General features: G+C 69.6%; 20 protein-coding genes, 1 tRNA gene and 1 riboswitch. Of the genes, 15 read left to right on the plus strand and 6 right to left on the minus strand.

The features are described 5' to 3' along the window. A riboswitch (TPP riboswitch) is annotated at window positions 1-134 on the plus strand. Beyond that, the gene (gene thiC / locus AB0P41_RS08970) at window positions 127-1,941 is read left to right on the plus strand and encodes a phosphomethylpyrimidine synthase ThiC (RefSeq protein WP_365931024.1); all 1,815 of its coding nucleotides are present in this window, start codon (window positions 127-129) and stop codon (window positions 1,939-1,941) included. (Overlaps the previous riboswitch by 8 nt.) A 474-nt stretch (window positions 1,942-2,415) precedes the next feature. Continuing rightward, window positions 2,416-2,772: a DUF805 domain-containing protein gene (locus tag AB0P41_RS08975; protein ID WP_356708998.1), complete on the plus strand. Its 357-nt coding sequence runs from the start codon at window positions 2,416-2,418 to the stop codon at window positions 2,770-2,772. Between the two features lie 81 nt (window positions 2,773-2,853). On the opposite strand, the gene AB0P41_RS08980 is transcribed toward AB0P41_RS08975, so the two are convergent. The 3 genes from AB0P41_RS08980 to AB0P41_RS08990 form a co-directional block, all read right to left on the minus strand. Then, a complete protein-coding gene (locus AB0P41_RS08980) occupies window positions 2,854-3,678 on the minus strand; it encodes a hypothetical protein (RefSeq protein ID WP_356708996.1) in 825 nt (274 codons plus the stop codon). A 181-nt stretch (window positions 3,679-3,859) separates the two neighbouring features. Continuing rightward, window positions 3,860-4,918, minus strand: coding sequence for a metallophosphoesterase (locus AB0P41_RS08985; protein WP_365931026.1), 1,059 nt, complete (start codon window positions 4,916-4,918; stop codon window positions 3,860-3,862). Between the two features lie 174 nt (window positions 4,919-5,092). After that, entirely contained in the window at window positions 5,093-6,205 is a 1,113-nt protein-coding gene (locus AB0P41_RS08990; RefSeq protein WP_356708992.1) for a LacI family DNA-binding transcriptional regulator, read from the minus strand. A gap of 402 nt (window positions 6,206-6,607) precedes the next feature. On the opposite strand from AB0P41_RS08990, the gene hisC reads away from it, so the two are divergent. The 5 genes from hisC to AB0P41_RS09015 all read left to right on the plus strand — a co-directional run bounded on the left by hisC (window position 6,608) and on the right by AB0P41_RS09015 (window position 15,901). After that, window positions 6,608-7,687 (plus strand): histidinol-phosphate transaminase, encoded by a 1,080-nt coding sequence (gene hisC / locus AB0P41_RS08995; RefSeq protein ID WP_365931029.1) that lies wholly within the window; start codon window positions 6,608-6,610, stop codon window positions 7,685-7,687. A 294-nt stretch (window positions 7,688-7,981) separates the two neighbouring features. Further along, a complete protein-coding gene (locus tag AB0P41_RS09000; RefSeq protein ID WP_365931031.1) occupies window positions 7,982-9,490 on the plus strand; it encodes a cytochrome ubiquinol oxidase subunit I in 1,509 nt (502 codons plus the stop codon). 19 nt (window positions 9,491-9,509) lie between these two features. Beyond that, window positions 9,510-10,511 (plus strand): cytochrome d ubiquinol oxidase subunit II, encoded by a 1,002-nt coding sequence (gene cydB / locus AB0P41_RS09005; RefSeq protein ID WP_365931032.1) that lies wholly within the window; start codon window positions 9,510-9,512, stop codon window positions 10,509-10,511. Window positions 10,512-10,550: 39 nt separating this feature from the next. Continuing rightward, on the plus strand, window positions 10,551-14,102 hold the full coding sequence (gene cydD / locus AB0P41_RS09010) for a thiol reductant ABC exporter subunit CydD (protein WP_365931033.1): 3,552 nt from the start codon (window positions 10,551-10,553) through the stop codon (window positions 14,100-14,102). Window positions 14,103-14,194: 92 nt separating this feature from the next. Then, complete coding sequence (locus tag AB0P41_RS09015) at window positions 14,195-15,901, plus strand: GAF domain-containing protein (RefSeq protein WP_365931035.1); 1,707 nt, start codon at window positions 14,195-14,197, stop codon at window positions 15,899-15,901. A gap of 45 nt (window positions 15,902-15,946) precedes the next feature. On the opposite strand, the gene AB0P41_RS09020 is transcribed toward AB0P41_RS09015, so the two are convergent. Then, a complete protein-coding gene (locus AB0P41_RS09020) occupies window positions 15,947-16,789 on the minus strand; it encodes a Cof-type HAD-IIB family hydrolase (protein ID WP_356708980.1) in 843 nt (280 codons plus the stop codon). 193 nt (window positions 16,790-16,982) lie between these two features. On the opposite strand from AB0P41_RS09020, the gene AB0P41_RS09025 reads away from it, so the two are divergent. Further along, on the plus strand, window positions 16,983-17,885 hold the full coding sequence (locus AB0P41_RS09025) for an LLM class flavin-dependent oxidoreductase (RefSeq protein WP_365931036.1): 903 nt from the start codon (window positions 16,983-16,985) through the stop codon (window positions 17,883-17,885). Window positions 17,886-18,050: 165 nt separating this feature from the next. Continuing rightward, window positions 18,051-18,341: a hypothetical protein gene (locus AB0P41_RS09030; RefSeq protein ID WP_356708976.1), complete on the plus strand. Its 291-nt coding sequence runs from the start codon at window positions 18,051-18,053 to the stop codon at window positions 18,339-18,341. A gap of 6 nt (window positions 18,342-18,347) precedes the next feature. Here AB0P41_RS09030 and AB0P41_RS09035 read toward each other — a convergent pair whose 3' ends face one another. After that, window positions 18,348-18,890 (minus strand): RNA 2'-phosphotransferase, encoded by a 543-nt coding sequence (locus AB0P41_RS09035; protein WP_365931038.1) that lies wholly within the window; start codon window positions 18,888-18,890, stop codon window positions 18,348-18,350. A gap of 352 nt (window positions 18,891-19,242) precedes the next feature. Further along, window positions 19,243-21,081 carry an SDR family oxidoreductase gene (locus AB0P41_RS09040; protein ID WP_365931040.1) on the minus strand — a complete coding sequence of 613 codons (1,839 nt, stop codon included), beginning with the start codon at window positions 21,079-21,081 and terminating at the stop codon, window positions 19,243-19,245. A gap of 251 nt (window positions 21,082-21,332) precedes the next feature. Here AB0P41_RS09040 and AB0P41_RS09045 point away from each other — a divergent pair, with 251 nt between their 5' ends. The 6 genes from AB0P41_RS09045 (at window position 21,333) to AB0P41_RS09070 (ending at window position 26,229) form a co-directional block, all read left to right on the plus strand. Continuing rightward, complete coding sequence (locus AB0P41_RS09045) at window positions 21,333-22,346, plus strand: ABC transporter ATP-binding protein (protein ID WP_356709441.1); 1,014 nt, start codon at window positions 21,333-21,335, stop codon at window positions 22,344-22,346. After that, window positions 22,336-23,244, plus strand: coding sequence for an ABC transporter permease (locus AB0P41_RS09050; RefSeq protein WP_356708970.1), 909 nt, complete (start codon window positions 22,336-22,338; stop codon window positions 23,242-23,244). The genes AB0P41_RS09045 and AB0P41_RS09050 overlap by 11 nt, the downstream gene beginning before the upstream one ends. Next, on the plus strand, window positions 23,241-24,152 hold the full coding sequence (locus AB0P41_RS09055) for an ABC transporter ATP-binding protein (protein WP_365931042.1): 912 nt from the start codon (window positions 23,241-23,243) through the stop codon (window positions 24,150-24,152). Before AB0P41_RS09050 ends, AB0P41_RS09055 begins: the two co-directional genes overlap by 4 nt. A 30-nt stretch (window positions 24,153-24,182) precedes the next feature. Next, on the plus strand, window positions 24,183-24,902 hold the full coding sequence (locus tag AB0P41_RS09060) for an ABC transporter permease subunit (protein WP_365931044.1): 720 nt from the start codon (window positions 24,183-24,185) through the stop codon (window positions 24,900-24,902). A 290-nt stretch (window positions 24,903-25,192) separates the two neighbouring features. Then, on the plus strand, window positions 25,193-25,885 hold the full coding sequence (locus AB0P41_RS09065; RefSeq protein ID WP_356708965.1) for a hypothetical protein: 693 nt from the start codon (window positions 25,193-25,195) through the stop codon (window positions 25,883-25,885). Between the two features lie 257 nt (window positions 25,886-26,142). Then, window positions 26,143-26,229 (plus strand) — tRNA-Ser (locus AB0P41_RS09070). Window positions 26,230-26,232 lie beyond the last annotated feature (3 nt).

Below are 26,232 nucleotides of genomic sequence, written 5' to 3' on the forward strand. Positions count from 1 at the left end.
ATTTGTACACGCGGGAGCTCGGAGCACCGGGCTGAGAGGGCGCTGACCTCCGTACATCCGTACGGGACACGCTGCGCCGACCGCCGAACCTGTTACCGGGTAATGCCGGCGTAGGGAGTAGGTCTCATGACCACAGCGGACGCACGCACGCCTGCCTCGAATCAGAACGCCCCGCATGCGGAGGGCGAAGAGGCCGGGAAGTCCATCGGCTGGCACAAGGGGTACGTCCAGGGCTCACGCCCGGATCTCCGGGTTCCGGTCCGTCAGGTGCACCTCACCAACGGCAAGGACGTGACGCTGTACGACACGTCCGGGCCGTACACCGACCCCACCACCGACACCGACGTACGCCGGGGGCTCGCCCCGCTCCGGGAGAACTGGATCATCACCCGGGGGGACACCGAGGAGTACGCGGGACGGCCCGCGCGTCCCGAGGACGACGGGCTGAAGCACACCTCGCCGAGGGGCGGTCTGCGCAACCTGGACGCGGTCTTCCCGGGCCGCCCGCGCCAGCCCCGCCGCAGCCGCGACGGGCGGCCCGTCACGCAGCTCGCGTACGCCCGCCGGGGCGAGATCACCCCAGAGATGGAGTACGTCGCGATCCGGGAGAACGTCGGACCCGAGGTCGTGCGCGAGGAGATCGCGGCGGGCCGGGCGGTCCTTCCGGCCAACGTCAACCACCCGGAGACCGAGCCGATGATCATCGGCAAGCGCTTCCTGGTGAAGGTCAACGCGAACATCGGCAACTCCGCCGTCACCTCCTCGATCGAGGAGGAGGTGGACAAGATGACGTGGGCCACCAAGTGGGGCGCCGACACGGTCATGGACCTCTCCACCGGCCGCAACATCCACACCACCCGTGAGTGGGTCCTGCGCAACTCACCGGTGCCGATCGGCACCGTCCCCCTCTACCAGGCGCTCGAGAAGGTCGACGGCCGGGCCGAGGAACTGACGTGGGAGATCTACAAGGACACCGTCATCGAGCAGGCGGAGCAGGGCGTCGACTACATGACGGTGCACGCCGGAGTGCGGCTGCCGTACGTTCCGCTGACGGCCCGTCGCAAGACCGGGATCGTTTCGCGCGGCGGGTCCATCATGGCCGCCTGGTGCCTGGCGCACCACAAGGAGTCGTTCCTCTACGAGCACTTCGAGGAGCTCTGCGAGATCCTCGCGGCGTACGACGTGACGTACTCGCTCGGTGACGGGCTGCGCCCCGGCTCCATCGCCGACGCCAACGACGAGGCCCAGTTCGCCGAACTCCGGACGCTCGGGGAGCTGAACACCGTTGCCAAGCGGTTCGGCGTCCAGACCATGATCGAGGGGCCGGGGCATGTCCCGATGCACAAGATCAAGGAGAACATCGACCTCCAGCAGGAGATCTGCGAGGAGGCGCCCTTCTACACGCTCGGCCCCCTCACCACGGACGTCGCACCGGCGTACGACCACATCACCTCGGGTATCGGCGCGGCGATGATCGCCTGGTGGGGGACGGCGATGCTCTGTTACGTCACACCCAAGGAGCACCTGGGGCTCCCCAACCGTGACGACGTGAAGACCGGTGTCATCACGTACAAGATCGCCGCTCATGCGGCGGACCTGGCCAAGGGGCACCCCGGGGCGCAGGAGTGGGACGACGCGCTGTCGGACGCCCGGTTCGAGTTCCGCTGGGAGGATCAGTTCAACCTGGCGCTCGACCCCGACACCGCGCGGGAGTTCCACGACGAGACGCTGCCGGCCGAGCCGGCGAAGACGGCCCACTTCTGCTCGATGTGCGGTCCCAAGTTCTGCTCGATGAAGATCTCCCACGACATCCGGCGCGAGCACGGTGACGAGCAGGCCGCGATCGAAGCGGGGATGGCCGAGAAGTCCAGGGAGTTCGCGGCGAGCGGCAACCGCGTGTACCTGCCTCTGGCGGAGACGGGAGGCAGGTCGGCCGGCTGACACGGCCGGCTCGGCGGCGGCGGCCGGCCGGCTGATCCGGCCGCCACGGCGGAGGAGGGGCTCGCCAGGTCACCAGTGCCGGCCGGTCCGCCTCCGCCGAGCCCATCGCGAACGGCTTGTCGTCGTCGTCCGTCACGAGATGGATGCTGCCCTCCGTCACGCCGTCACCCGGCGGGTTCGTGGGGCGGTCCGGCGTAACGCGGTGCGGCAGCGGTCGTTTGCCGGGCCGTCAGATTGCGGCGGTAGAGCATGAAGAGTGCCCACAATGGCTGGTTCGAGCTGTTCGGCACCGTCCTGTCGTGCCTTCGAGGAACTTTCGGCGTCAGTATGGACACAGCCGTGCTGCAGGTCGATGTAAGTTTCCGCGGTCGCCCGAATGGTGTTGACCGTTTCCTTATCTGTGCTTTACCTTCCGCTGTGCTTGGCCGAAATTGGTGTGCGTCCCGAACGGGGGCGCCAGGGGAGGGAAGCACAGTGAACTGGTACCTGGCTGTACTCAAGAACTACGCGGGCTTCGGCGGGCGTGCGCGCCGCAAGGAGTACTGGATGTTCGTACTCTTCAACTTCATCGTCGCGGTGGTCCTGAGCGTGCTCGGCATGGCCATCGACTCGCAGATTCCTTACATCATCTACCTGCTGGCCGTGATCATCCCGACGATAGCCGTCGTCGTGCGCCGCCTGCACGACACCGGCCGTTCCGGCTGGTGGATCCTGATCTCGTTCGTGCCGCTCGTGGGCGGCATCATCCTGCTCGTCTTCATGTGCAGCGAGGGTGCGCGCGAGGTCAACGAGTACGGCCCGAACCCGAAGCTCGCCCCGCAGGGGATCTGAGCTCCTCACCGGGTGTGATGCCCGCAGAGGCCGGAGCGGCAGCGAGCCGTTCCGGCCTCTGCCGTGCCGGGCCCCGCCGGATCACTCCGGCTGGTGCTCCGGGCCGCCGTAGTCCGGGCTGGTGAAGTCGGGACTGGTGAAGGTGGGGCGGGGGCCGGCCGAGGGGCCGTCCTCCGGTCCGGAGAAGTCCGGCCTGCTGTAGCCGATCTTGGGGATCCGGTTGGCCGAGCGGTGCGGGGTGCGCGAGGCGGGCCCCGCGGTCGGATCGGCCAGCGCGTCCCGGAGGAAGGGCAGGATTCCGCGTTCCAGCAGAGCGTGGCGCCATGCCTCCCGGGCACGCGCCACGTCCTCCGGCAGTTCCTCCTCCTCGTCCACGGCCGGCAGCGCGGTGGCGCCGTTGCGCAGGGCGGTGGCGAGGAGACCGACCGCGGCGACGAGGATGGCGGCGGCGGCGACGGCGGCGAAGAACCATCCGGCGGCGACCATGGTCCCGGCGAAGGCCGGGGCCGGGCTGAGCGCCTTCAGGGGGTAGCCGACGGCCAGGAATATCAGCGCGGCCGTACCCGCGAGGACCGGTGCAAGCACGGCGATCACCGCGAGGGTGCCGGCGCCCGTGGTGTCGGATTCCTCCGTGCCGGTGCTCAGGACGGACCCGTGGGCGTCCGGTTCCCCGGGGCCGCGCAGCTCACCGCGTACCTTCACGTAGTGGTCGTACTCGGTGGCCGCCGCCGCGGTGATCAGCGGCGTGGCGTTGAGCGCCATGGTCCGCAGCTGTTCGGTGTTGAGACGGTCGCCGACTCCGTCCAGATCCGGCCGTTCGTGAGCATGACGCAGCGCGTCGGCAAGGATCCGCTCGTACTCGGGGCGGTCCTCGGCCAGCAGGTGCGGAGCGCTTTTCATGTGCATCCCCCGATGCTCCGTAAGGCCTGACCGACCGTACGGGCCGGGCGATCGGGCGGAAACGGAGGAGAGCCTGCGACTGGTACGCCGATGGTAGAGCGCCTACGGCACGGGGTGACAGGGTGTTTCCGGAAATTGGCCCAGCTGCTGACGGTGTCGGGTCGTCATGCGTCTTCCCCGACCACCGTCAGTCATGCAGGGGGAGTTGGACGACCAACAGCTTTCCGGCCATGGTCACTCCGCCGTCCATGGCGATGGCGAGCCCTTCCGCGTAGACGTGCGGACCGTCCACCACGGGCCGTGGCACGTCCTCGCCGTCCTCCGCTCCGACCTCTCCGAGGAGATACGGAATGGGGCTGTGACCGTGGACGACGCGCTGTCCGCCGTACGTCGACATCAGTTCGCGAACGGCCTCGGCGCCGCCCTCGTCGCGGAAGGCGAACCGCTTGGTGAGTTTGCGGAAGAGGTCCCAGCACTCATCGGCGTCGTTCCGCGTGAGAATGGCGTGCACCGTGTCATTGACGTCCTCGATGGTGGATCCGTAGTCGAGGTAGGCGGTCGTGTCGGAGTGCATCAGCAGATGCCCGTCCTCCTCGACCACGGCATCGAGCCGGGACATCCACTGGAGGTGGACGTCCTGGAGCCGTTCCATGTCCGTCTTCTGGCCGCCGTTGAGCAGCCAGGCGGCCTGGAAGGTCGCCGTCCCTGCACCGGAGTTCACGGGGGTGTCGCCGAACCTCTTGGCGCCGAGCAGCAGCAGTTCGTGGTTGCCCATGAGCGCCTTGCAGTACCCGCCGGCGGCTGCTGCCTCCGCGGAGAGACGCATGACGAGATCGATGACGCCGATGCCGTCCGGGCCGCGGTCGGTGAAGTCGCCGAGGAACCAGAGCCTGGCGTTGCCTGCCGCCCAACGGCCGTCGGCGTCGACGAGGCCCTGCTCCCGCAGCGCGGCCAGGAGCTCGTCCAGATAGCCGTGGACGTCGCCGACGGCGTACAGCGGGCCGCGGCCGGAGTCGGCGGCGGGCCGGGTCTCCTGGACGGTCTCCACCTGGACGGTGTCACCGCGGTTGATCACGGGGAGATCACGTTCGGTGGGGGTGTACCCCTCCGGCGGTTCGTCGCCCACCATGGCGCTGCCGGGGTGCGGCATGGGCGCGGGCACGGGCACCTGCGCATACGGCGGTACGCGGAAGTCACGCAACGTCGCTGTCCGCACCACGGGTTCCTGACCGGCCCCCTGAGTCATCGACCCCTCCACCACCGTCGCGCCTCCGTACACCTGACGGGCCCTGCCTGGTAGAGGTGGTCCGCGGTGTCGTGCGCCCATCATAGGAATGCGGATCGTGCTGTGTGACGCACCAGGGGTGTTGAATCCGTGCGAGCACCCGGTTCACCGGCCGTTTGGTCCGGATTAATCCGTTCAGTCCCCGGCGGGTGATCGCGGAGGGCTGACGGTGGTGCGTGGCGGACGCCGTTGAGAGGACGTCCGGACGATGAGCTCCGTCGGTATCACCTGCTCCACCGGGCCGTCGTGTTCGACTCCTTCGATGGCGTCGATGAGGAGCTGGACAACTGCCGTGCCGATTCTGCGGGGCTTCAGCGAGAGCGTGGTGATGGGGGGCTCGGTGGACGCGTACACCGTGGATTCGCTGCAGCAGACCAGCAGGAGGTCCTCGGGGACCCGCAGGCCGTAGCGGCGCGCGGCGGCCAGCAGATCGGTGCCGTTGGGGTCGAAGAGCCCGTAGACGGCGTCGGGGCGGTCCGGGCGGGCGAGGAGACGGTCCGCTGCGACGGCGCCGGCGCAGGGGTCGTGGGCCGGGTAGGACTCGTAGACCGGGTCCTGGCCGACCCGCTCGCACCAGTGCAGATAGGCGGTGGTGGAGAGCCGGGTGTACGTGTCGGTGGTGGTGCCGGTCAGCAGCCCGATGCGGCGGGCTCCCGCCGCCGCGAGGTGGTCCAGGAGGTCGAGGACGGCCGCCCGGTGGTCGTTGTCGACCCAGGCGGTGACCGGGAGCGTGCCTGCCGGGCGCCCGTCGGAGACGACGGGAAGCCCCTGGCGGACGAGTTCGGTGACCACCGGATCCTGGTCCGAGGGGTCGATGACGACCGTGCCGTCGAGTGCGACGTTCGACCACACGTCGTGGCGCGAGGTGGCGGGGAGGATCACGAGGGCGTAACCACGGGCGAGCGCGGCCGATGTGGCGGCTCTCGCCATCTCCGCGAAGTAGGCGAATTCGGTGAAGGTGAAAGGTTCATCCCCGTACGTGGTCACGGTCAGGCCGATGAGCCCCGACTTGCCGGTACGGAGGGTTCGGGCAGCCGCTGACGGGCGGTAGCCCAGCCGTTCGGCGACCTCGCGGACATGGCTGCGGGTGGCGTCCGGGAGCCTGCCCTTGCCGTTGAGCGCGTCGGACACGGTCGTGATGGAGACGCCGGCCGCCGCGGCTACATCCCGGATCCCCGCCCGTCCCTGCCGGCCGCTGCGCCGGGGCGTCTCTGTCCGGCTCACCTGGTGCTTCCCTGCTGCTGTCATGGCGAGCCGATAGTAGGGGGCCGGAGCCAGGTCAGGCCGCTCGCATATGCAGGCGTTGACAGGCACGTTTCTGCATGATCATTAAGCCACAAATGCCTTGCAAAACAAGGGCGTTGATGCGTTCAGTGTTGATGTGTCATGCATCGTTGTGCAGGAACCTGCTGAATGGTCCAGGTCTCGAAGAGGTCTCAACTCACCTGTTCGAGGGATGCGCGCCACGGAGTGAGCGACCGGCGTGCGGCGGAATGCGTGACGCTCCCCCTCCCGGTGCCCGCCGGGGCGGTGCGGGACGGGCGTTTCCCGGCCCGGAGGGCGATTTCGGAGCCTGGCCATTCGCACAGGTGCCCAATCCTCATAAGGTGAGCAGTATTGATGTGTACGGACGGTCGAGGAGGACCTGCGGTGAGCGAGACGAGTCCGAAGCTGCGCGCCGAGCTGGACGGCGTCCCTGCGTATGTGCCGGGAAAGCCGGCGTCCGCGGAGGGGCCGGTTGCCTTCAAGCTGTCCTCCAACGAGAACCCGTACCCCCCGCTGCCCGGTGTGATGGAGTCGGTGCTCGCCGCTGCCTCCGGCTTCAACAGGTATCCGGACATGGCCTGCACCGGTCTGATGAACGAGCTGTCCGACAGATTCGGTGTGCCCGTCTCTCACCTGGCCACCGGCACGGGTTCGGTCGGTGTCGCCCAGCAGCTGCTCCAGGCCACTTCGGGGCCGGGGGACGAGGTCATCTACGCCTGGCGGTCGTTCGAGGCCTACCCGATCATCACGCAGGTCAGCGGCGCGACGTCGGTCAAGGTCCCGCTGACCGAGGGTGAGGTGCACGATCTCGACGCCATGGCGGACGCGGTCACCGACCGCACGCGGATGATCTTCGTCTGCAATCCGAACAACCCGACGGGCACGGTCGTGCGCCGGGCGGAGCTGGAGCGGTTCCTCGACCGTGTCCCGGGCGATGTCCTGGTCGTGCTCGATGAGGCGTACAAGGAGTTCATCCGGGACGCCGATGTGCCGGACGGGATCGAGATCTACCGGGACCGGCCCAATGTCGCGGTGCTCCGCACCTTCTCCAAGGCGTACGGTCTCGCCGGTCTGCGGGTCGGTTTCGCGGTGGCGCACGAGCCCGTGGCGGCGGCGCTGCGCAAGACGGCCGTTCCGTTCGGTGTCAGCCAGGTCGCCCAGGACGCCGCGGTCGCCTCGCTGCGCGCCGAGGACGAGCTGCTGGGCAGGGTCGGATCGCTGGTCGGTGAGCGGGCCCGGGTGTACGAGGGGCTGGTGCGGCAGGGCTGGACCGTTCCGGAGTCGCAGGCCAACTTCGTCTGGCTGAGGCTCGGGGACCGCACGCAAGAGTTCGCCGGGGTCTGTGAGCGGGCCGGTGTGGTCGTGCGGCCGTTCGCCGGCGAGGGCGTGCGGGTCACGATCGGGGAGGCCGAGGCCAACGACGTGTTCCTGAAGGTGGCGGAGTCCTTCGGCCGGGAGCTTTAGCGGCGCGGCTGCCCCCTGCGTCTCCGGTGGCCCCGGACCTCGATCACCGAGGTCCGGGGCCACCGTGTTTCCTGGGCCGGAAGCCGCCGGTACACGGTCCGGCGGCGTGTCCGGTTCCGGGTGGTCCGGGCCGGTCGGCCGGAAACCACCCCCCACGCGACAGCTTCGAATGCGCGTGCGCCATAATTGCTTGTGAATGTGAACGCGTTCACAAGCGCGTCCCGTTTCCTCCCATGATCGGGTGGTTCGACGGGCGGCCTGGGGCGTGATCGCGGCGACGTAAGGAGAAGAGTCGTGGACCTGGCTCTGGCACCAGAGACCCTGGCGCGCTGGCAGTTCGGCATCACCACCGTCTACCACTTCCTGTTCGTCCCCCTGACGATCTCTCTCGCCGCGCTCACCGCCGGCCTGCAGACCGCGTGGGTGCGCACGGACAACGAGAAGTACCTCAGGGCCACCAAGTTCTGGGGCAAGCTTTTCCTGATCAACATCGCCATGGGCGTGGTCACGGGCATCGTCCAGGAGTTCCAGTTCGGCATGAACTGGTCGGACTACTCGCGGTTCGTCGGTGACGTCTTCGGCGCTCCCCTCGCCTTCGAGGCGCTGATCGCGTTCTTCTTCGAGTCCACCTTCATCGGGCTGTGGATCTTCGGCTGGGACAAGCTGCCGAAGAAGATCCACCTCGCCTGTATATGGATGGTGTCGATCGGCACGATCCTCTCGACGTTCTTCATCCTGGCCGCCAACTCCTGGATGCAGCACCCGGTCGGCTACCGGATCAACGAGGAACGCGGGCGTGCCGAGCTCACGGACTTCTGGAAGGTGCTGACCCAGGACACCGCGCTCACCCAGTTCTTCCACACCATCACGGCGGCCTTCCTCGTCGGTGGTGCCTTCATGGTCGGCATCTCCGCCTTCCATCTGGCCCGCAAGAAGCACATCCGGGTGATGCGCACCTCGTTGCGGGTCGGACTGGTCACGGTGGTGGCCGCGGGCATGCTCACCGCGGTCAGCGGGGACACGCTCGGCAAGGTGATGTTCAAGCAGCAGCCCATGAAGATGGCTGCCGCGGAGGCCCTGTGGGAGGGCGAGGACGGGGCGCCCTTCTCCCTCTTCGCCGTCGGCGACGTCGCCGAGGGGCACAACGACGTGGAGGTCTCCATACCCGGAGTGCTCTCCTTCCTCGCCGACAACACCTTCACCTCGTACGTCCCTGGCATCAACGACATCAACGAGCAGTTGCAGGAGACCTACGGGCCCGGCGACTACCGGCCCAACATCCCGGTCGCCTTCTGGAGCTTCCGCTGGATGATCGGCTTCGGAATGGCGTCCTTCGGGCTCGGCCTGCTGGGGCTGTGGCTCACACGGCGGAAGTTCCTGCTGCCGGCGGCTCTGCGCACCGGCGAGGACGAGGTGCCGAATCTGGTCCTCTTCAGGAACAAGGCGCTGAGCCCGAAGCTGGCCAGGCTGTACTGGGTCACGGCCCTCTGGACCATGCTCTTCCCGCTGATCGCCAACTCCTGGGGCTGGATATTCACCGAGATGGGGCGCCAGCCCTGGGTGGTGTACGGCGTGTTCCAGACCCGCGACGCGGTCTCCCCCGGGGTCTCGCAGGGGGAGATCCTCACCTCCATGATCGGGTTCACCGCGCTCTACGCGGTGCTCGCCGTCATCGAGGTCAAGCTCCTCCTGAAGTACGTCAAGGCCGGACCGCCAGAGCTCACCGAGGCCGACCTCAACCCGCCCACCCGGATCGGCGGCCACGACCAGGACGCCGACAGGCCGATGGCCTTCTCCTACTGAGATCAAGCGGAGCTGAGAGATGGAACTCCACGACGTCTGGTTCGTGCTCATCGCCGTCCTGTGGACCGGCTACTTCTTCCTGGAGGGGTTCGACTTCGGTATCGGAGTCCTCACCAAGCTGCTGGCCCGGGACCGCAAGGAGCGCCGGGTCCTGATCAACACGATCGGGCCGGTCTGGGACGGGAACGAGGTGTGGCTGCTCAGCGCGGGCGGCGCGACCTTCGCGGCTTTCCCTGAGTGGTACGCCACCCTGTTCTCCGGCTTCTACCTCCCCCTGCTGCTCATCCTGCTCTGCCTGATCGTGCGCGGGGTGGCCTTCGAGTACCGGGCGAAGCGGCCCGAGGAGCGGTGGCAGACCAACTGGGAGCACGCGATCTTCTGGACCTCGCTGATCCCGGCCGTCCTCTGGGGCGTGGCCTTCGGGAACATCGTCCGAGGCGTGAAGATCGACGCCGACATGGAGTACGTCGGCAACCTCTGGGACCTGCTCAATCCGTACGCCGTTCTCGGCGGGCTGGTCACGTTGTTCCTCTTCACCTTCCACGGCGCGGTGTTCGCCGCGCTCAAGACCGTCGGGGACATCAGGAAGCGGGCACGGGGGCTCGCCGTCAAGCTGGGCCTGGCCACCGCGCTGCTCGCGCTGGGCTTCCTCGCGTGGACGCAGGCGGACAACGGCAACGGCTGGAGCCTGGCTGCGATGATCACCGCCGTCGTGTCGCTGGTCGTGGCCATCGGCGCCATCGCGGCGGGACGCGAGGGCTGGTCCTTCGCGTTCTCCGGGGTGACCATCACGGCGACGGTCGCCATGCTCTTCCTGACGCTCTTCCCCGACGTGATGCCGTCCTCGCTGAACGACGCCTGGAACCTGACGGTCTCCAACGCCTCCTCCAGCCCGTACACCCTCAAGATCATGACCTGGTGCGCCGGTGTCGCCACTCCGGTGGTGCTGCTCTACCAGGGCTGGACGTACTGGGTGTTCCGCAAGCGCATCGGCACGCACCACATCGCCGACGCGCACTGACCGAGCGAACGACATGAGCTCACTGGGGAGCTGTTTCACGTGAAACCGATCGACCCGCGTCTGCTCCGGTACGCCCGGGCCACCCGGTTCTTCCTGGCCGCCGTGGTGGCACTGGGTCTGGTCGGAGCCGCCCTGGTCATCGCCCAGGCGATGCTCGTCGCGGAAGTGGTGGTGGGCGGGTTCGAGGACGGGCTGACCGTCACCGGGCTCCGCACGCCACTGCTCCTCCTCGCCGCCGTCGCGCTGGGGCGGGCGTTCGTGGCCTGGCTGACCGAACTGGCGGCGTACCGGGCGAGTGCGGCGGTCAAGTCCGAGCTGCGCGGCCGGCTCATGGAGCGTGCCTCCGGTCTGGGGCCGGACTGGTTGAGCGGGCAGCGCACCGGGTCGCTGATCGCCCTGGCCACCCGGGGTGTCGACGCTCTGGACGACTACTTCTCGCGCTATCTGCCACAGCTCGGCCTCGCGGTCGTCGTCCCGGTGGCCGTGCTGGCGCGGATCGTCACCGAGGACTGGGTCTCGGCGGCGATCATCGTGGTGACGCTGCCTCTGATCCCGCTCTTCATGGTGCTGATCGGATGGGCCACACAGTCCCGCATGGACCGTCAGTGGAGGCTGCTGTCACGGCTCTCCGGTCACTTCCTCGACGTGGTGGCCGGGCTGCCGACGCTGAAGGTCTTCGGCCGGGCCAAGGCGCAGGCCGAATCGATCCGCAGCATCACCTCGGAGTACCGCCGGGCCACGCTGAGGACGCTCCGGATCGCCTTTCTCTCCTCCTTCGCCCTGGAACTGCTGGCGACCCTCTCCGTGGCACTGGTCGCGGTGACGATCGGGATGCGGCTGGTCCACGGAGAGCTCGACCTCTACACGGGGCTGGTGGTTCTCATCCTGGCGCCGGAGGCTTATCTGCCGATCCGCCAGGTCGGTGCCCAGTACCACGCGGCCGCGGAAGGGCTGTCGGCCGCGGAGGAGATCTTCGCCGTGCTGGAGACCGAGCCCGCGGCCGGCGGCAGCCAGGACGTGCCCCCGTCCCTGCGGCTGGAACTGGAGGGGGTGACCGTCCGGCACGAGGGCCGCGCCGAGCCCTCTCTGGACGCCGCCTCCCTCGTGGTCGGGGAGGGGGAGACCGTCGCGCTGGTCGGCCCCAGCGGAGTGGGCAAGTCCACGCTCCTCGGCGTGGTGCTGGGATTCACCGCGCCCGACGAGGGGCGGGTCCGGGTCGGGGGGACCGATCTTGCCGCCCTCTCCCCCGAACGCTGGCGCGAACAGATCGCCTGGGTGCCCCAGCACCCTCACCTCTTCGCCGGAACGATCGCGGAGAACGTACGCCTCGCCCGGCCGGACGCGGACGACGCGGCGGTCATGGACGCGCTGCGGGCGGCGGGCGCGTACGACTTCGTGGCCGCGCTGCCGGCCGGTGCGGGGACGCCCCTGGGCGAGGACGGCGCCGGACTCTCCGCCGGGCAGCGTCAGCGGCTCGCGCTGGCACGGGCCTTCCTCGCCGACCGGCCTCTGCTGCTGCTCGACGAGCCGACGGCGAGCCTGGACGGTGAGACGGAGGCGGGCATCGTCGACGCGGTGCGGAGGCTGGCAGCGGGGCGCACGGTGCTGCTGGTCGTGCACCGGCCGGCTCTGCTCACGGTCGCGGACCGGGTGGTGACGCTGGAACCGGGGAAGTCCGGGGTGCAGCCGGGTGCTTCCGGTACGGCCACACCGAGCGGGCCCGGTGAGGCCGAGCGCACTCCGGGAGGGCCGGACGGCGGCGAGCGCCCGGGGGCGGCGGAGCCGGCGCTGCTCAGGGACACCGCGCCCCGCGCCGGGGGCCGAGTGCTGGCGCGGGTGCGGGAGGCCGCGGGTTCCCAGCACGGGAAGCTGGGTCTCGCACTGCTGCTGGGAAGCCTCGCCGTGGGATCGTCGGTCGGGCTCATGGCCGTCTCGGGATGGCTGATCTCACGCGCCTCCGAGCAGCCCCCGGTGCTGTACCTGATGGTCGCGGTGACCGCGACGCGGGCCTTCGGCATGGGCCGGGCCGTCTTCCGCTACGCGGAGCGGCTGGTGTCCCACGACGCCGTGCTCAGGATGCTCGCCGAGCTCAGGGTCGCGGTCTACCGCGGGCTGGAGCGGATCGCGCCCGCCGGTCTCCGGGCCACGCGGCGGGGTGACCTGCTGTCCCGGCTGGTCTCCGACGTGGACGCGTTGCAGGACTACTGGCTGCGCTGGCTGCTGCCCGCGGCGACCGCGCTGCTGGTCGGGACCGGGGCTGTCGCCTTCACCGGCTGGCTGCTGCCGGAGGCGGGGGCGGTGCTGGCGGTGGGGCTGCTCCTCGCGGGCGTGGGCGTCCCGTGGCTGAGTGGCGCGTGCGCGCGGCGGGCCGAGCGTCAACTCGCGCCCGCCCGGGCCTCGCTGGCGGTCCGGATCGCCGATCTCCTCGGCGGGACCGCCGAGCTGGCCGTCGCGGGCGCGCTGCCCGCCCGTAGGGAGCAGGTGCGTGCGGCGGACAGCGTCCTGACGCGGATCGCCTCACGCGCGGCGGCCGCGACCGCGCTGGGCGGGGGGCTCTCCGCCCTGATCTGCGGGCTCACCGTGGTGGGCGCGGCGATCGCCGCGCTGCCCGCCGTGTCGGACGGACGGCTGGCCGGGGTGGAACTGGCCGTGGTCGTCCTCACGCCCCTGGCGGCGTTCGAGGCCGTGACGGGACTGCCGCTCGCGGTGCAGTACCGCCGGCGTGTCGAGCGGAGTGCGGAGCGGGTCTACGAGGTACTGGACGCTCCCGTCCCGGTGGAGGAGCCGGCGGACCCCGCCGAGGCACCCGCCTCGCCCTTCCCCCTCGACGTACGAGGGCTGTCGGCCCGGTACGAGGGCGCGGAACGCGATGCGCTGCACTCCGTCGACCTGACGCTCCACCCCGGCAAGCGGCTCGCCGTCGTGGGTCGGTCCGGTTCGGGAAAGACCACGCTCGCCCAGGCCCTGCTCCGCTTCCTGGACGCCCGGGAGGGGACGTACCGCCTCGGTGGTGTCGAGGCGTCCACGCTGGACGGTGACACGGTCCGGACCTTCGTCGGGCTGTGCGCCCAGGATGCCCATGTGTTCGACAGCTCCATCCGCGAGAACCTGCGGCTCGCCCGCACCGATGCGACGGACGACCAGCTGCGGAAGGCTCTCGCCGCCGCGCGGCTGCTGGACTGGTCCCGGTCACTGCCGGAGGGCCTCGACACGCTGGTGGGTGAGCACGGGGCCCGGCTCTCGGGCGGCCAGCGTCAGCGGCTGGCACTGGCCCGTGCGCTCCTCGCCGACTTCCCCGTGCTCGTGCTTGACGAGCCCGCCGAGCACCTGGACCTGGCGACGGCGGACGCGCTCACCGCGGATCTGCTGGCTGCCACCGAGGGGCGCACGACCGTGCTGATCACCCATCGGCTGGCCGGGCTCGACGCGGTGGACGAGGTCCTGGTGCTGGACGGGGGCCGAGTGGTGCAGCAGGGGCCGTACGCCGTTCTGGCCGCGCAGGACGGACCGCTGCGCCGGATGCTCGATCGGGAACGGGAGCCGGTGCGTACGGAGCCGGAGCGTAGGCGACCGCTTTCGGTACGGGTCTGAGGGCGGTCGGCGGTTCGGATACGGGCACGAGGACGGCGAGCGGGCCATGCTTCCGACTTTCCGGACTATTCGGTGCTTACTAGGCTCATGTCATGGCCGAGCAGGATCCGAACGACCCGCAGGGGGCCGCGCAGCGGAACTCCGGCAGCCTGCGCGGGCTCTCCGCGGAACTGACCGCTCGGGTTCCGCAGCTGCTGGAGGCGACGAGGTCCGTCGGCACCGGCCTGGAGCTCCACTCCACACTGGAGCGCATCTGTGAGACCGCGGCGGAACTGGCCCATGCCCGCTACGCCGCCATCGGCGTCGTCGAAAGGCCGGGGGAGAGCCTCTGCGACTTCATCACCCATGGAGTGCCGGAGGAGGTCGCCCGGGCGATCGGACGGCCGCCCGACGGGCACACGGGTCTGCTGGGCGCACTGATCGAGGAGGGCGTGCCGATCCGGCTGGAGGATCTGGAGGCGGACCCACGCTTCGCCGGGTTCCCGGCCGCGCACCCGAAGATGCGTACGTTCCTCGGGGTTCCGATCCGGGTCCAGGGCAAGATCTTCGGCAATCTCTACGTGATGGAGAAGCGCGGCGGGGAGGCGTTCGGCGACGACGAACTGCACATGCTGCGGGTGCTGGCCACGGAGGCCGGGATCGCCATCGGCCACGCGCGGACGTACGAAGCCGCACGACAGCGTGAACAGTGGATCGACGGCTCGGTGGCCGTCACCACCGCCCTGCTCTCGGCCGGGGACGCCGACGAGGCACTCGCTGTCGTCGCCGAACAGGCGCGTCGCCTCGCCGACGCCGCGGCCGGCATCGTGCTGCTTCCGGCCGCGGAGGGAGGGCTGGAGATCGTCGCCGTCGCCGGGGACAAGCCGTCCGCTTCCCTGGGGGTGATCATCCCGCCGCAGAGCCCCGTGGTGGCCGCGCTCCTGCGGGGTGAGGAGGTGTTTCTGGACGATTCGGCGAGCGACCCCCGCATGATGACCGGACTGGCGGACCGGTTCGGCCCGCACATGCTGCTCCCCCTGCGCAGCGGTGGGCGGGTGCTCGGGGCGCTCTCCATCCCACGGGCCCGGGGCGGCAGGCCTTTCACCCGTGCGGAGCGGACGCTGGCCACCCACTTCGCGGCCCAGGCCGCGCTGGCCCTGAAGCTGTCCGAAGCCCAGCGTGACCGGGAGAGGCTCGCCGTGTACGAGGACCGGGACAGGATCGCCCGGGACCTCCACGACCTGGTCATCCAGCGGCTGTTCGCCACCGGGATCGTGCTGGAGGGTGCTCAGCGGCGCTCGCCGGTCCCCGCGGTGCAGGCCGGCATCGGGCGGGCCGTGGACGAACTGGATGTGACCATCCAGGAGATCCGTACGGCCATCTTCGCCCTTCAGCAGGAACCGGCCGAGGCGCCGTCGGGGCTGCGGACCCGTGTCCTGCGGGAGATCAACATGGCTGCCGTTCCCCTGGGCTTCATGCCCTCGCACCGTTTCGTGGGCCCGGTCGACTCACTGGTGGGGGAGCTCGCCGGCAAGAACCTCATCGCGGCGCTGCGGGAGGCGCTGTCCAACACCTTCCGTCATGCGCGGGCCTCGCGCGTCGAGGTGAGGGTGGATGCGACGGCGGTGCTGCCGGACGGGCGGGACGCGGTACGGCTGACGGTCGCCGACGACGGGGTGGGGATCCCGGAAGGCGGCCGGCGCAGTGGTCTGCGCAATCTCGCACGGCGTGCCGAGTCGCTGGGTGGCGCGAGCTGGTTCGGCCCGGGGGCCGGGGAGGGCGACAGCGGCACGACGGTCACCTGGCAGGTCCCGCTCTGACATCCGTCCCGCCGTCCCGACCGTCCGGCCGCGTCGGCCGACGGCTCAGCGAGCGGCGAGGATCCGTTCGATGACGACCGCGACGCCGTCCTCGTCGTTCGTGAGCGTCACACCGGACGCGGCGGCCACGGCGGCCGGGTGGGCGTTGCCCATGGCGAACGAGGCGCCGGCCCAGCTCAGCATCTCCACATCGTTGGGCATGTCCCCGAACGCGACCACCTCGGCGGCAGCGATACCGCGCTCCGCGCAGCACGCGGCGAGCGTGGCGGCCTTGGAGACACCGAGGCCGCTGATCTCCAGCAGCGCGGTGGGGCTGGACCGGGTGAACGACGCATGCTCCCCCGCCAGTTCACGAGCCAGCGCGAGGAAGGCGTCCGGAGCCATCTCCGGGTGGTGGGCGAGGATCTTGAGGACCGGCGTACCGGTGCCCGGAGCCTCCTCGTGGAGCAGTTTCTCCGCGACCGCGACCGTGGCACCCGGGTCCAGGTGGAACGGGGGGTAGGCGGGTTCGTAGTGGATGCCGGTGGCCAGTTCGACGGCGAACGAGACCCCGGGAGCGGCCTCGCGCAGGATGTCGACCACGGTCAGGGCGATCGCGCGCTCCAGTGGGTGGACCCTGATCAGCTGTCCCTCGTGGAGATCGGCCACAGCGGCTCCGTTCGCGCAGATGGCCATGCCGTGGGCCTGCACGTGCGGGCTGACGACATCCATCCAGCGAGCGGGCCTTCCGGTGACGAAGAAGACCTCGATCCCGGCCTCTTCGGCGGCTGCCAGGGCGGCGGTCGTACGGTCCGACAACGTCTTGTCGTCGCGTAGGAGAGTGCCGTCCAGATCGGTGGCGATCAGCCGGGTCACGGCAGGCAGAGGCGAGTCGGTAGCTGAGGTCACCCGCCCATTCTCCCGTACGCAGTCGCACGGGCGTGCAGAGGGGCGCACATCTGAGTGCGCGAGTTCTGAGCAGCGGAACATGACTCCGGCATATGTCCCGGGCTCGGCGTGAGAAGTCCGGCCGTGCAGGGGGTGGAGGGGGCGCCTCCCGCCGCTCCGGGGAGGCTCTCCCGGCCGACGTAGGGTCGGGTGCATGAGCATGCGCCTGAGCACCGTGATCCTGCCCGTCGACCGCTGGCACGAGGGGGGCCGCGCCAAGTGGCAGAAGGCTGAGGAGCTCGGCTTCCACGCGGCCTACACCTATGACCACCTGTCGTGGCGCACCTTCCGCGACGGACCGTGGTTCGGAGCCCTGCCCACCCTCACCGCGGCGGCCACGGCGACCGAGCGGGTGCGTCTGGGCACCCTCGTCACCTCGCCGAATTTCAGGCATCCGGTGACGCTGGCCAAGGAGCTGATCTCGCTGGACGACGTCTCGGGCGGCCGGATCACGCTCGGCATCGGGGCAGGAGGCAACGGCTTCGACGCGACCGCCCTGGGGCAGGAGCCCTGGACGCCGAAGGAGCGGGCCGACCGGTTCGGGGAGTTCGTGCCGCTGCTCGACCGGCTGCTCACCGAGGACGCCGTGAGCGAGCAGGGCACGCACTACTCCGCCGAGGAGGCCCGCAACATCCCTGGCTGCGTCCAGCGCCCCCGGCTCCCCTTCGCCGTCGCCGCGACCGGCCCGCGCGGCCTGAAGCTTGCCGCACGCTACGGGCAGGCTTGGGTGACCACGGGTGACCCGAAGCTGTACGAGGAGGGCACTCCGGAGCAGTCGGTCGAGGCCGTACGCGGTCAGATCGACAAGCTCGGCGCGGCGTGTGCCGAGGCCGGCAGGGATGTGGCCGAGCTGGACAAGGTGCTGCTCACCGGGTTCACCCCGGACCGCGGCCGGCCACTGGGGTCTCTCGGCGCCTTCGTCGACTTCGCCGGTCGCTACCAGGAGCTGGGCTTCACCGAGATCGTGCTCCACTGGCCGATCCCGGACTCGGACTTCGCCGCGGACTTCGACGTCTTCGAGACGATCGCCACCGAGGGCTCGGGGCAGTTGGCCTGATCATCGGCCCGGAGCCGGACGGTACCCAGGAGGAACACTGCCCCGGGCGGGCGGCAGTGGTTGCCGGGCTCAGGGGTGGGCGCGACGCTGGAGAGGAACCCGCAGTCGGCGTGCCCGCGCGTGTGCACGGCACCGGGTGCGGTTCGCCGGAAGGAATGAGTCGTCATGAGGATGCTGCTCACCGCGCAGATGGACACCGAGACCGCGAACCGCTCGGTGGCCGACGGAACCATGCCGAAAATCATCGAGGAGGTCGTCGAGCAGCTCAAGCCCGAAGCGGCGTACTTCACCATCCAGAACGGTCAGCGCACCTGCCTGATGGTCTTCGACATGCAGGACTCCGCCCAGATGCCGCCGCTCATGGAGCCCTTGTTCAGCGCGGGTTCCAAGATCGCGCTGCAGCCCGTCATGAATCTCGGGGACCTGCGAGCGGGCTTGAGCAGCATGAAGGGCTGACCCGCGTCATCCATGCAGGCGCAGATAGGCCGGCGGCACGGAGTCGGTGAGCCAGACCCCGTTGGCGCTGACGTGGAAGAGGTGGCCCGCGCGGTGCATGGCGCCGGCGTCCACCGTGAGCACGACCGGGGCGCCGCGCCGGGCACCGACACGGACCGCCGTCTCGCGGTCGGGCGACAGATGGACGTGGTGGCGGTTCATGGGCCGGAGTCCCTCGGCGCGGATGGTGCCGAGCACGCGTGCGACGGTGCCGTGATAGAGGTACGCCGGCGGTTCGGCCGGAGGCAGGCCGAGATCGACCCTGACGGAGTGGCCCTGATTCGCGCGGATGCGATCGCCCTCCACGGTGAACCGCTGCTTGTCGTTGACCGCGACGACGTGATCGAGGTCGTCACGGGTGAGGGCGAGGCCGTGATCGGCGCAGGCCCGCAGCAGCTCGTCCACGGGCACCCAGCCGTTGGGATCGAGACTGATCCCGATCCGGTCCGGCTCATGGCGCAGGTGCTTCGACAGGTATTTGGACACCTTGACGGTGCGTCGTTCGTCCATGCCGGAAGAGTGCCCGCGCCATCTCGTCCGGCGCACCTCGATTTCACCCCGCGTTCGCGGCACTCACAAGCGTGGGCGGGTTTGATCCACAGCCAACTCGCGTTATCCACAGGGTTTTTGACACTTCTGTGGACAAGTGCCGGGCTCCGTGGGGTATTTGAGTAACTATGCTGCCATGCAAGCCCTTTGGATGGGTTCGTGTGTCTGGCGCTCGGTAACTGGGTTCTGTGCCAATCCATATGATCAACCGCCCCTGTGTACACGCATGGTGGGTACAGCGGCTCGTCAGCGGACTCAACTGCCGCGGCATGCACCGCAGTCGCCGCAGTTGGCAGACGAACCGCGCGCCGGATCACAAAGGAGGCCTCAGTCGGGCGACGCCTCGCACTGCGCGAGGGCTGAACCGTGACAGCAGCCGCGCGCCACGCGCCTCAGGCGTCACCGGTACCACGGCACGGTTGTGCACCACGGCCCGCAGAATGGCTTGAGCCACCTTGTCCGCCGGGTAGTTGCGGATCGAGTACAGCCGGGCCGTCCGCTTCCGTAGGCGTGCCTCCTCGGCCTCGTCCACTCCTGCGAAGCGTGCCGTTCCGGTGATGCCGGTGTCCACGAATCCCGGACAGATCGCGCTGACTCCGATCGACCGCTCGGCCAGTTCCGCGCGGAGGCACTCGCTGAGCATCAGCACCGCCGCCTTCGACGTGCTGTACGCGGGCAGTGCGCGTGACGGCTGATAGGCCGCTGCCGACGCGACGTTGACGATGTGGCCGCCCTGCCCCCGGTCGGCCATCTGCCTGCCGAAGATCCGGCAGCCGTGGATGACGCCCCACAGATTGACGTCGAGAACCTTCTTCCACTCCTCGCTCGTCGTGTCGAGGAAGGACCCTGACAGGCCGATGCCGGCGTTGTTCACCAGGACGTCCACGACGCCGAGTTCGTCTGCGACCCTTTCCGCGAGGTCCTCCATCGCCTGCTCGTCCCCGACGTCCACCACCTCGGCCCACGCGGCGGCCGCCCCGATCCGCCGGGCCGTCTCAGCCGTCCGCGCGACGCCCTCCGCGTCCCGGTCCACGGCGACCACCCGAGCCCCCGCCTCGGCGAAGGAGAGCGCTGTGGCGCGCCCGATGCCCGAGGCGGCACCCGTCACCAGGACCAACTGTCCGGAGAAGCGGTCCGCATGGGCGCCCGACGCCGGCGTCCTTGCCGCTCCGGACCGGAACGGAGCCTCCTGGCCGTCGGACACCCCGCCGGTCGCCCCGCCGGACTCCCCGGCCAACTCCCCTGTGGGCTGCAGCCCGGACTCCTCGCCGACGAAGTCGCTGATCCAGTAGGCCAGCTGGTCCGGCCTGGTGCGTGGCACCCAGTGCTTCGCCGGGAGTGTGCGCCGTACCAACCGGGGGACCCACGCGTCCAGTTCGTCGTAGAGCGACGGTGAGAGGAAGGCGTCCCCGGTCGGCGTGATCAACTGCACGGGCACATGCGCGTACGCGTCCGGGCGTGGCCGGCGCAGGCGGGCCCGGATGTTGTCACGGTAGAGCCAGGCCCCGTGCGACGCGTCCCGTGGGAGCGATGCCGTCGGATAGCCGTCCGCGGGCACCTTCTCCATCCGCCGCAGAATCCTCGGCCACTGCCTGCCCAGCGGACCACGCCAGGCCATTTCGGGAAGGACCGGGGTGTGCAGCGCGTACACGTACCAGGACTTGGCGCCCTGGCCGATCAACTGCCCCAGGCCGCGGGGGGCCGGGCGGGACACGCGTCGCTTGATCCAGTGCCCGAAGTGGTCGAGGGATGGCCCGGACATCGAGGTGAACGAGGCGATACGGCCCTTGGTGCGCTCCACCGTGGCGAATTCCCAGGACTGGACCGAACCCCAGTCGTGACCGACGACATGGACCGGCCGGTCCGGGCTCACGGCGTCCACGACGGCCAGGAAGTCGTCGGTCAGCTTCTCCAGCGTGAAGCCGCCGCGCAGCGGTTCGGGCGCCGTCGACCTGCCGTGGCCCCGCACGTCGTAGAGCACCACGTGCCACCGCTCCGCCAGCCGTCCCGCGACCTCGGACCAGACCTCCTTGCTGTCCGGATAGCCGTGCACCAGGACGATGGTCGGCAGTGTGGGATCGCCCAGCTCGGCCACACACAGCTCGATCCCGCCCGTACGCACCCAGCGCTCACGCACGCCTGGCAGATCCACGCCGCCTCCTCGTCCGGTGCCGACGTTGCGGTACGCGCCCGTAACGTGACACCGCTGAATGTGGCAACCGACGGACGGCCGCGTCAAGGGATGCCCCGAACCTGTGGACAACGCCGTGCGGATGCCCCAGCCTCGGAGGGGGCCTCGAGTACGGCGCCCCTACGGGTCCGTACTCCTGGAGTCTGACGCGGATCCAGCCGTCTGGTCTGACGACTCCTGTGGCGGGCGCCACTACGGTCGATGACGTGACTGTGATCGCAACCGAAAGCCTGAGCAAGCGGTTCCCGAGGGTGACCGCGCTTGACCGGCTCTCCTTGGACATCGGACCCGGTGTGACCGGCCTGGTGGGTTCCAACGGGGCCGGCAAGTCCACACTGATCAAGATCCTGCTGGGTCTGTCCCCCGCCACCGAAGGCCGGGCCGCGGTGCTCGGGCTCGACGTCGCCACCGAGGGCGCCGCCATCCGGGAGCGGGTCGGATACATGCCCGAGCACGACTGCCTGCCCCCCGACGTCTCGGCGACCGAGTTCGTCGTCCACATGGCGCGGATGTCCGGGCTCCCGCCCACCGCGGCTCGCGAACGCACCGCGGACACCCTGCGCCACGTCGGGCTGTACGAGGAGCGCTACCGTCCCATCGGCGGCTACTCGACCGGTATGAAGCAGCGGGTGAAGCTGGCCCAGGCACTGGTCCACGACCCGAAGCTGGTCCTTCTCGACGAGCCGACCAACGGCCTCGACCCCGTCGGCCGGGACGAGATGCTCGGTCTGATCCGTCGTGTCCACACCGACTTCGGCATCTCGGTGCTGGTCACCTCGCACCTCCTCGGAGAGCTCGAGAGGACCTGCGACCACGTCGTCGTCATCGACGGCGGTGCGCTGCTGCGCTCCAGCTCCACCAGCGACTTCACCCAGTCGACCACGACACTGGCCGTCGAGGTAACCGACAGCGACACCCACCCCGACGGTACGGACGCCTTGCGCCGGGCCCTCACCGGGGCCGGGATCAAGCTCGTCGGACACGACGGTCTCGACGCCGAGGGCCTGCCGGGGGCAGGGCACATCCTCCTGGTGGAGGCGACGGGCGAGGAGACGTACGACGTGGTCCGAGACAGTGTCGCCGGTCTCGGGCTGGGGCTCATCCGGATGGAACAGCGGCGCCACCACATCGCCGAGGTCTTCCGCACCGAAGAGGCACCGCGGGCGGCCGTGGCCGCGACAGCGGGTGCCGCACAGCAGAAGGGGAGTGGTCGCGATGAGCACTGAGACCGGGACCACCGCCGGGAGCGACACCTCCCGGATCCACAACATCGGATACCGCTCCTACGACGGCGCACGGCTCGGCCGGGGCTACGCCCGCCGATCGCTGTACTCGCAGTCCCTCCGGGGCTCGTTCGGACTGGGCAGGTCCGCCAAGTCCAAGGTGCTGCCGATGCTTCTGTGCGGGGTGATGTGCCTGGTGGCGCTGATCCTCGTCGCGGTCGCCATCTACGCGCCCGGCATGACCAAGCTTCCCATCGACTACACGGACTTCGCGGTCTACCTGCAGGCCGTGATCGGACTCTTCATCGCCTCCCAGGCGCCGCAGTCCGTGTCGAGGGACCTCCGCTTCAAGAGCGTGCCGTTGTACTTCTCGCGGCCGATCGAGCGCGTCGACTACGTGGTCGCCAAGTTCGCCGCCATGGCGTCCGCCCTGCTCATCCTCACCGGGCTGCCCCTCGTCATCCTCTATGTGGGCGCGCTGCTGGCCGAGTTCGACCTGGCGGACCAGACCAAGGGCTTCGGGCAGGGGATGGTCTCGGTGGCACTGCTCTCCGTGCTGTTCGCCGGGCTCGGACTGGTGGTCGCCGCGCTGACGCCGCGCAGGGGCTTCGGTGTCGCCGCCGTCATCGCCGTACTGACCATCACCTACGGCGCGGTGTCCACGGTCCAGGCGATCGCCTGGGAGACGGGTTCGGCCGGTGCCGTCACCTGGCTCGGGCTGTTCTCGCCCATCACGCTGATCGACGGGGTGCAGACCGCGTTCCTCGGGGCATCCTCCGCCTTCCCGGGCGGTGAAGGGCCCGGAGCCGCCGCCGGTGTGGTCTATCTGATCGTTGTTCTCGCGCTCGTCGCCGGCTCGTACGCCGTACTGATGCGCCGCTACCGGAGGGTCGGCCTGTGACCACCATCGAGATCGACCACACCTCCCGCTGGTTCGGCAACGTGGTCGCCGTCAACGACGTGAGCATGACCGTGGGCCCCGGAGTCACCGGGCTGCTCGGGCCCAACGGGGCCGGGAAGTCCACGCTGATCAACATGATGGCCGGATTCCTCGCGCCGTCGACCGGCAAGGTGACGCTCGACGGCACACAGATCTGGCGCAACGAGGCGGTCTACAAGGCGATCGGGATCGTGCCGGAGCGGGAGGGCATGTACGACTTCCTGACCGGCCGCGAGTTCGTCGTCGCCAACGCCGAGCTCCACGGGCTGGGCGACGCCGCGGCGCACAAGGCGCTGGCCACCGTCGAGATGGAGTACGCCCAGGACCGCAAGATCTCGACGTACAGCAAGGGCATGCGCCAGCGCGTGAAGATGGCGTCCGCGCTGGTCCACGATCCCTCGGTGCTGCTCCTCGACGAGCCCTTCAACGGAATGGACCCGCGCCAGCGGATGCAGCTCATGGAGCTGCTGCGCCGGATGGGTGCGGAGGGGCGCACGGTGCTCTTCTCCTCCCACATCCTCGAGGAGGTCGAGCAGCTCGCCTCGCACATCGAGGTGATCGTGGCCGGCCGCCACGCGGCGTCGGGGGACTTCCGGAAGATCCGCCGGCTGATGACGGACCGGCCGCACCGCTATCTCGTCCGGTCCAGCGACGACCGGGCCCTCGCCGCCGCGCTGATCGCGGACCCCTCCACGGCGGGGATCGAGGTCGACCTCACGGAGAAGGCCCTGCGCATCCAGGCGGTCGACTTCGGTCGGTTCACGACGCTGCTGCCGAAGGTCGCGCGCGAACACGGCATCCGGCTGCTCACCGTCTCCCCGTCCGACGAGTCCCTCGAATCGGTCTTTTCCTATCTCGTAGCGGCCTGAGTAGTGGCCTGAAAGGAGCTGTGAAGCGTCATGTACGACCCCACAGTCGCCCGGCTCACCTACCGGGCCCTGCTCGGCCGGCGCCGGGCCGCCATCCTGTTCGTCCTGCCGGTCCTGCTGGTGGCCATCGCCGTGGCGGTACGGGCGTTCGCCGGTGCTGATGACGGTGTGGCCTCCGGGGTGCTGGGCGGTTTCGCCATCGCCACGATGGTCCCGCTCATCGGTGTCATCGCGGGCACCGGTGCCATCGGGCCGGAGATCGACGACGGCTCGATCGTCTATCTGCTCGCCAAGCCGGTGAAGCGGCCCGCGATCATCTTCACCAAGCTCATCGTCGCCATCGCCGTGACGATGCTGTTCTCGGCGCTGCCCACGTTCGTCGCGGGCCTGATCCTCAACGGCAACGGCGGCCAGATCGCCGTGGCCTACACGATCGCGGCGCTGGTCGCCTCGATCGCGTACAGCGCGCTCTTCCTGCTGCTCGGCACGGTCAGCCGGCACGCGGTCGTCTTCGGCCTCGTGTACGCGCTGGTGTGGGAGGCACTCTTCGGCAGCCTGGTGCCGGGGGCGAGGACGCTCAGCGTGCAGCAGTGGTCCCTCTCCGTCGCCGAGAAGGTCGCCGGGGAAGGCGTGATCACCTCGGACGTCGGCCTGCCGCTCGCGACCCTCCTGCTGGTCGGCGTGACGGTCGTGGCCACGTGGTACGCGGGTCAGAAGCTGCGGGCGCTGAAGCTCGCCGGCGAGGAGTGAGACCGGCCGCCCCGAACCCCCTGCAACCCCCGCCTTCCGGGCGGGGGTTGTCTCGTGTGCGGGGGCGGCCGGGGTCGCGTGACTGTACGTTTGTCGGCTCGTTGTACTGGGTGCGTGGAGGCAACTGGAATCTGTGGCGTCGAGCTTTCGTGAATTCGGGGAATGCCGGCGGCGGTGAGGCAGCGCCCACCCGGCCGGTCATCGAGTGAGTGGCAACCGTGAGCGACCTCCGCCCTCTCGGCCCGGGGACAGGGCTCTCCTTGTCGTCCCCACGCACGAAAGGCATACCCATGCCCACGGAAGTCGCCCTGCTCGAATCCCAGGCCCTCCGGGTCGAGCAGATGGGGCGCGTCGAAGTCCTCGACAAGGTCAAGAGCCTTGTCATGCTCCCTGATGGAATTCACCTTCGCACAGAGGAAGTGGCTCGCTACTTCGAGGTATCCACAACCTCTGTCAGAAGGCTGACGGACCGACACCAGAAGGAGTTGGTCAGCAACGGCATGATGGTGCTGCGGGGCGCTGAGCTGCAGTCCTTCCATAGCGACATGGTGTCGCTATGGAAGGGTGACGGTCTCGTAAGTTATCCACAGGCAGCCACGCAGCTCCGGCTCTACACCCGCAGGACCGTGCTCAACGTCGCCATGCTTCTTCGCGACAGCGACATCGCGCGCAGCGTCCGCACCCACCTCCTCGACGCGGAGGAGGACCTCAGGGCCTCGTACGTCTCGCTCGACCGTCGCGTCACCCGCATCGAGGGCTGCCTGGCAGACGTGGGAAGCGCGCTCCAGGAGCTCGGCCCCGTGCTCGGCCGGATGTCGCAGCGGCTCGACTCGCTCGATCGGAAGCTCGATGTGACCCATCAGGTCGTCGGTGCGATCAGCATCCGGCTCACCGATGTCTCGCACGACGTCATCCGCCTCGATGCCCGCATGGACGACCTCGCGCACCGGCTGAGGGATCTGGGCCGCCGCAGGAGCGGCTGACGTACGTCCGGGGGCCGCCGGAAAACGGGTGGCCCCCGGAGTCCGGTCTCCGGCACAGTGAGGGGACGGCGCGGGAAGGCGCCGTTCATCAGGACCGGGAGAGGAGCGCGGCGATGACCAGGAGTCCGAGTCCGTCGTGTTCCCGACAGGGCGGTCCGCAGCCGGCACCGCGGTAGCTTCATCAGCTGCCCGCGGTCGCCCGCGGCAGGACCCCCCGGGTGGCCCCCCGCTGCGCGTCGCGCGCGTGGCCACTCCCCGGAGGATTGGCCGAGTGGTAAGGCAGCGGCTTGCTAAGCCGTCGTCGGGGCGCGACCCCCGCGCGCGTTCGATCCGCGCATCCTCCGCCG

It is taken from the genome of Streptomyces sp. NPDC079167, assembly GCF_040686735.1.
GTDB lineage: Bacteria > Actinomycetota > Actinomycetes > Streptomycetales > Streptomycetaceae > Streptomyces.

Bases quoted from the DNA above. Each gene is read 5' to 3' on its own strand.
- thiC (WP_365931024.1), top strand. From the start codon at position 127: ATGACCACAGCGGACGCACGCACGCCTGCCTCGAATCAGAACGCCCCG.
- AB0P41_RS08980 (WP_356708996.1), bottom strand. From the start codon at position 3,678: ATGCACATGAAAAGCGCTCCGCACCTGCTGGCCGAGGACCGCCCCGAG.
- AB0P41_RS08985 (WP_365931026.1), bottom strand. From the start codon at position 4,918: ATGACTCAGGGGGCCGGTCAGGAACCCGTGGTGCGGACAGCGACGTTG.
- AB0P41_RS08990 (WP_356708992.1), bottom strand. From the start codon at position 6,205: ATGACAGCAGCAGGGAAGCACCAGGTGAGCCGGACAGAGACGCCCCGG.
- cydB (WP_365931032.1), top strand. From the start codon at position 9,510: ATGGAACTCCACGACGTCTGGTTCGTGCTCATCGCCGTCCTGTGGACC.
- AB0P41_RS09015 (WP_365931035.1), top strand. From the start codon at position 14,195: ATGGCCGAGCAGGATCCGAACGACCCGCAGGGGGCCGCGCAGCGGAAC.
- AB0P41_RS09025 (WP_365931036.1), top strand. From the start codon at position 16,983: ATGAGCATGCGCCTGAGCACCGTGATCCTGCCCGTCGACCGCTGGCAC.
- AB0P41_RS09030 (WP_356708976.1), top strand. From the start codon at position 18,051: ATGAGGATGCTGCTCACCGCGCAGATGGACACCGAGACCGCGAACCGC.
- AB0P41_RS09035 (WP_365931038.1), bottom strand. From the start codon at position 18,890: ATGGACGAACGACGCACCGTCAAGGTGTCCAAATACCTGTCGAAGCAC.
- AB0P41_RS09050 (WP_356708970.1), top strand. From the start codon at position 22,336: ATGAGCACTGAGACCGGGACCACCGCCGGGAGCGACACCTCCCGGATC.
- AB0P41_RS09060 (WP_365931044.1), top strand. From the start codon at position 24,183: ATGTACGACCCCACAGTCGCCCGGCTCACCTACCGGGCCCTGCTCGGC.
- AB0P41_RS09065 (WP_356708965.1), top strand. From the start codon at position 25,193: ATGCCCACGGAAGTCGCCCTGCTCGAATCCCAGGCCCTCCGGGTCGAG.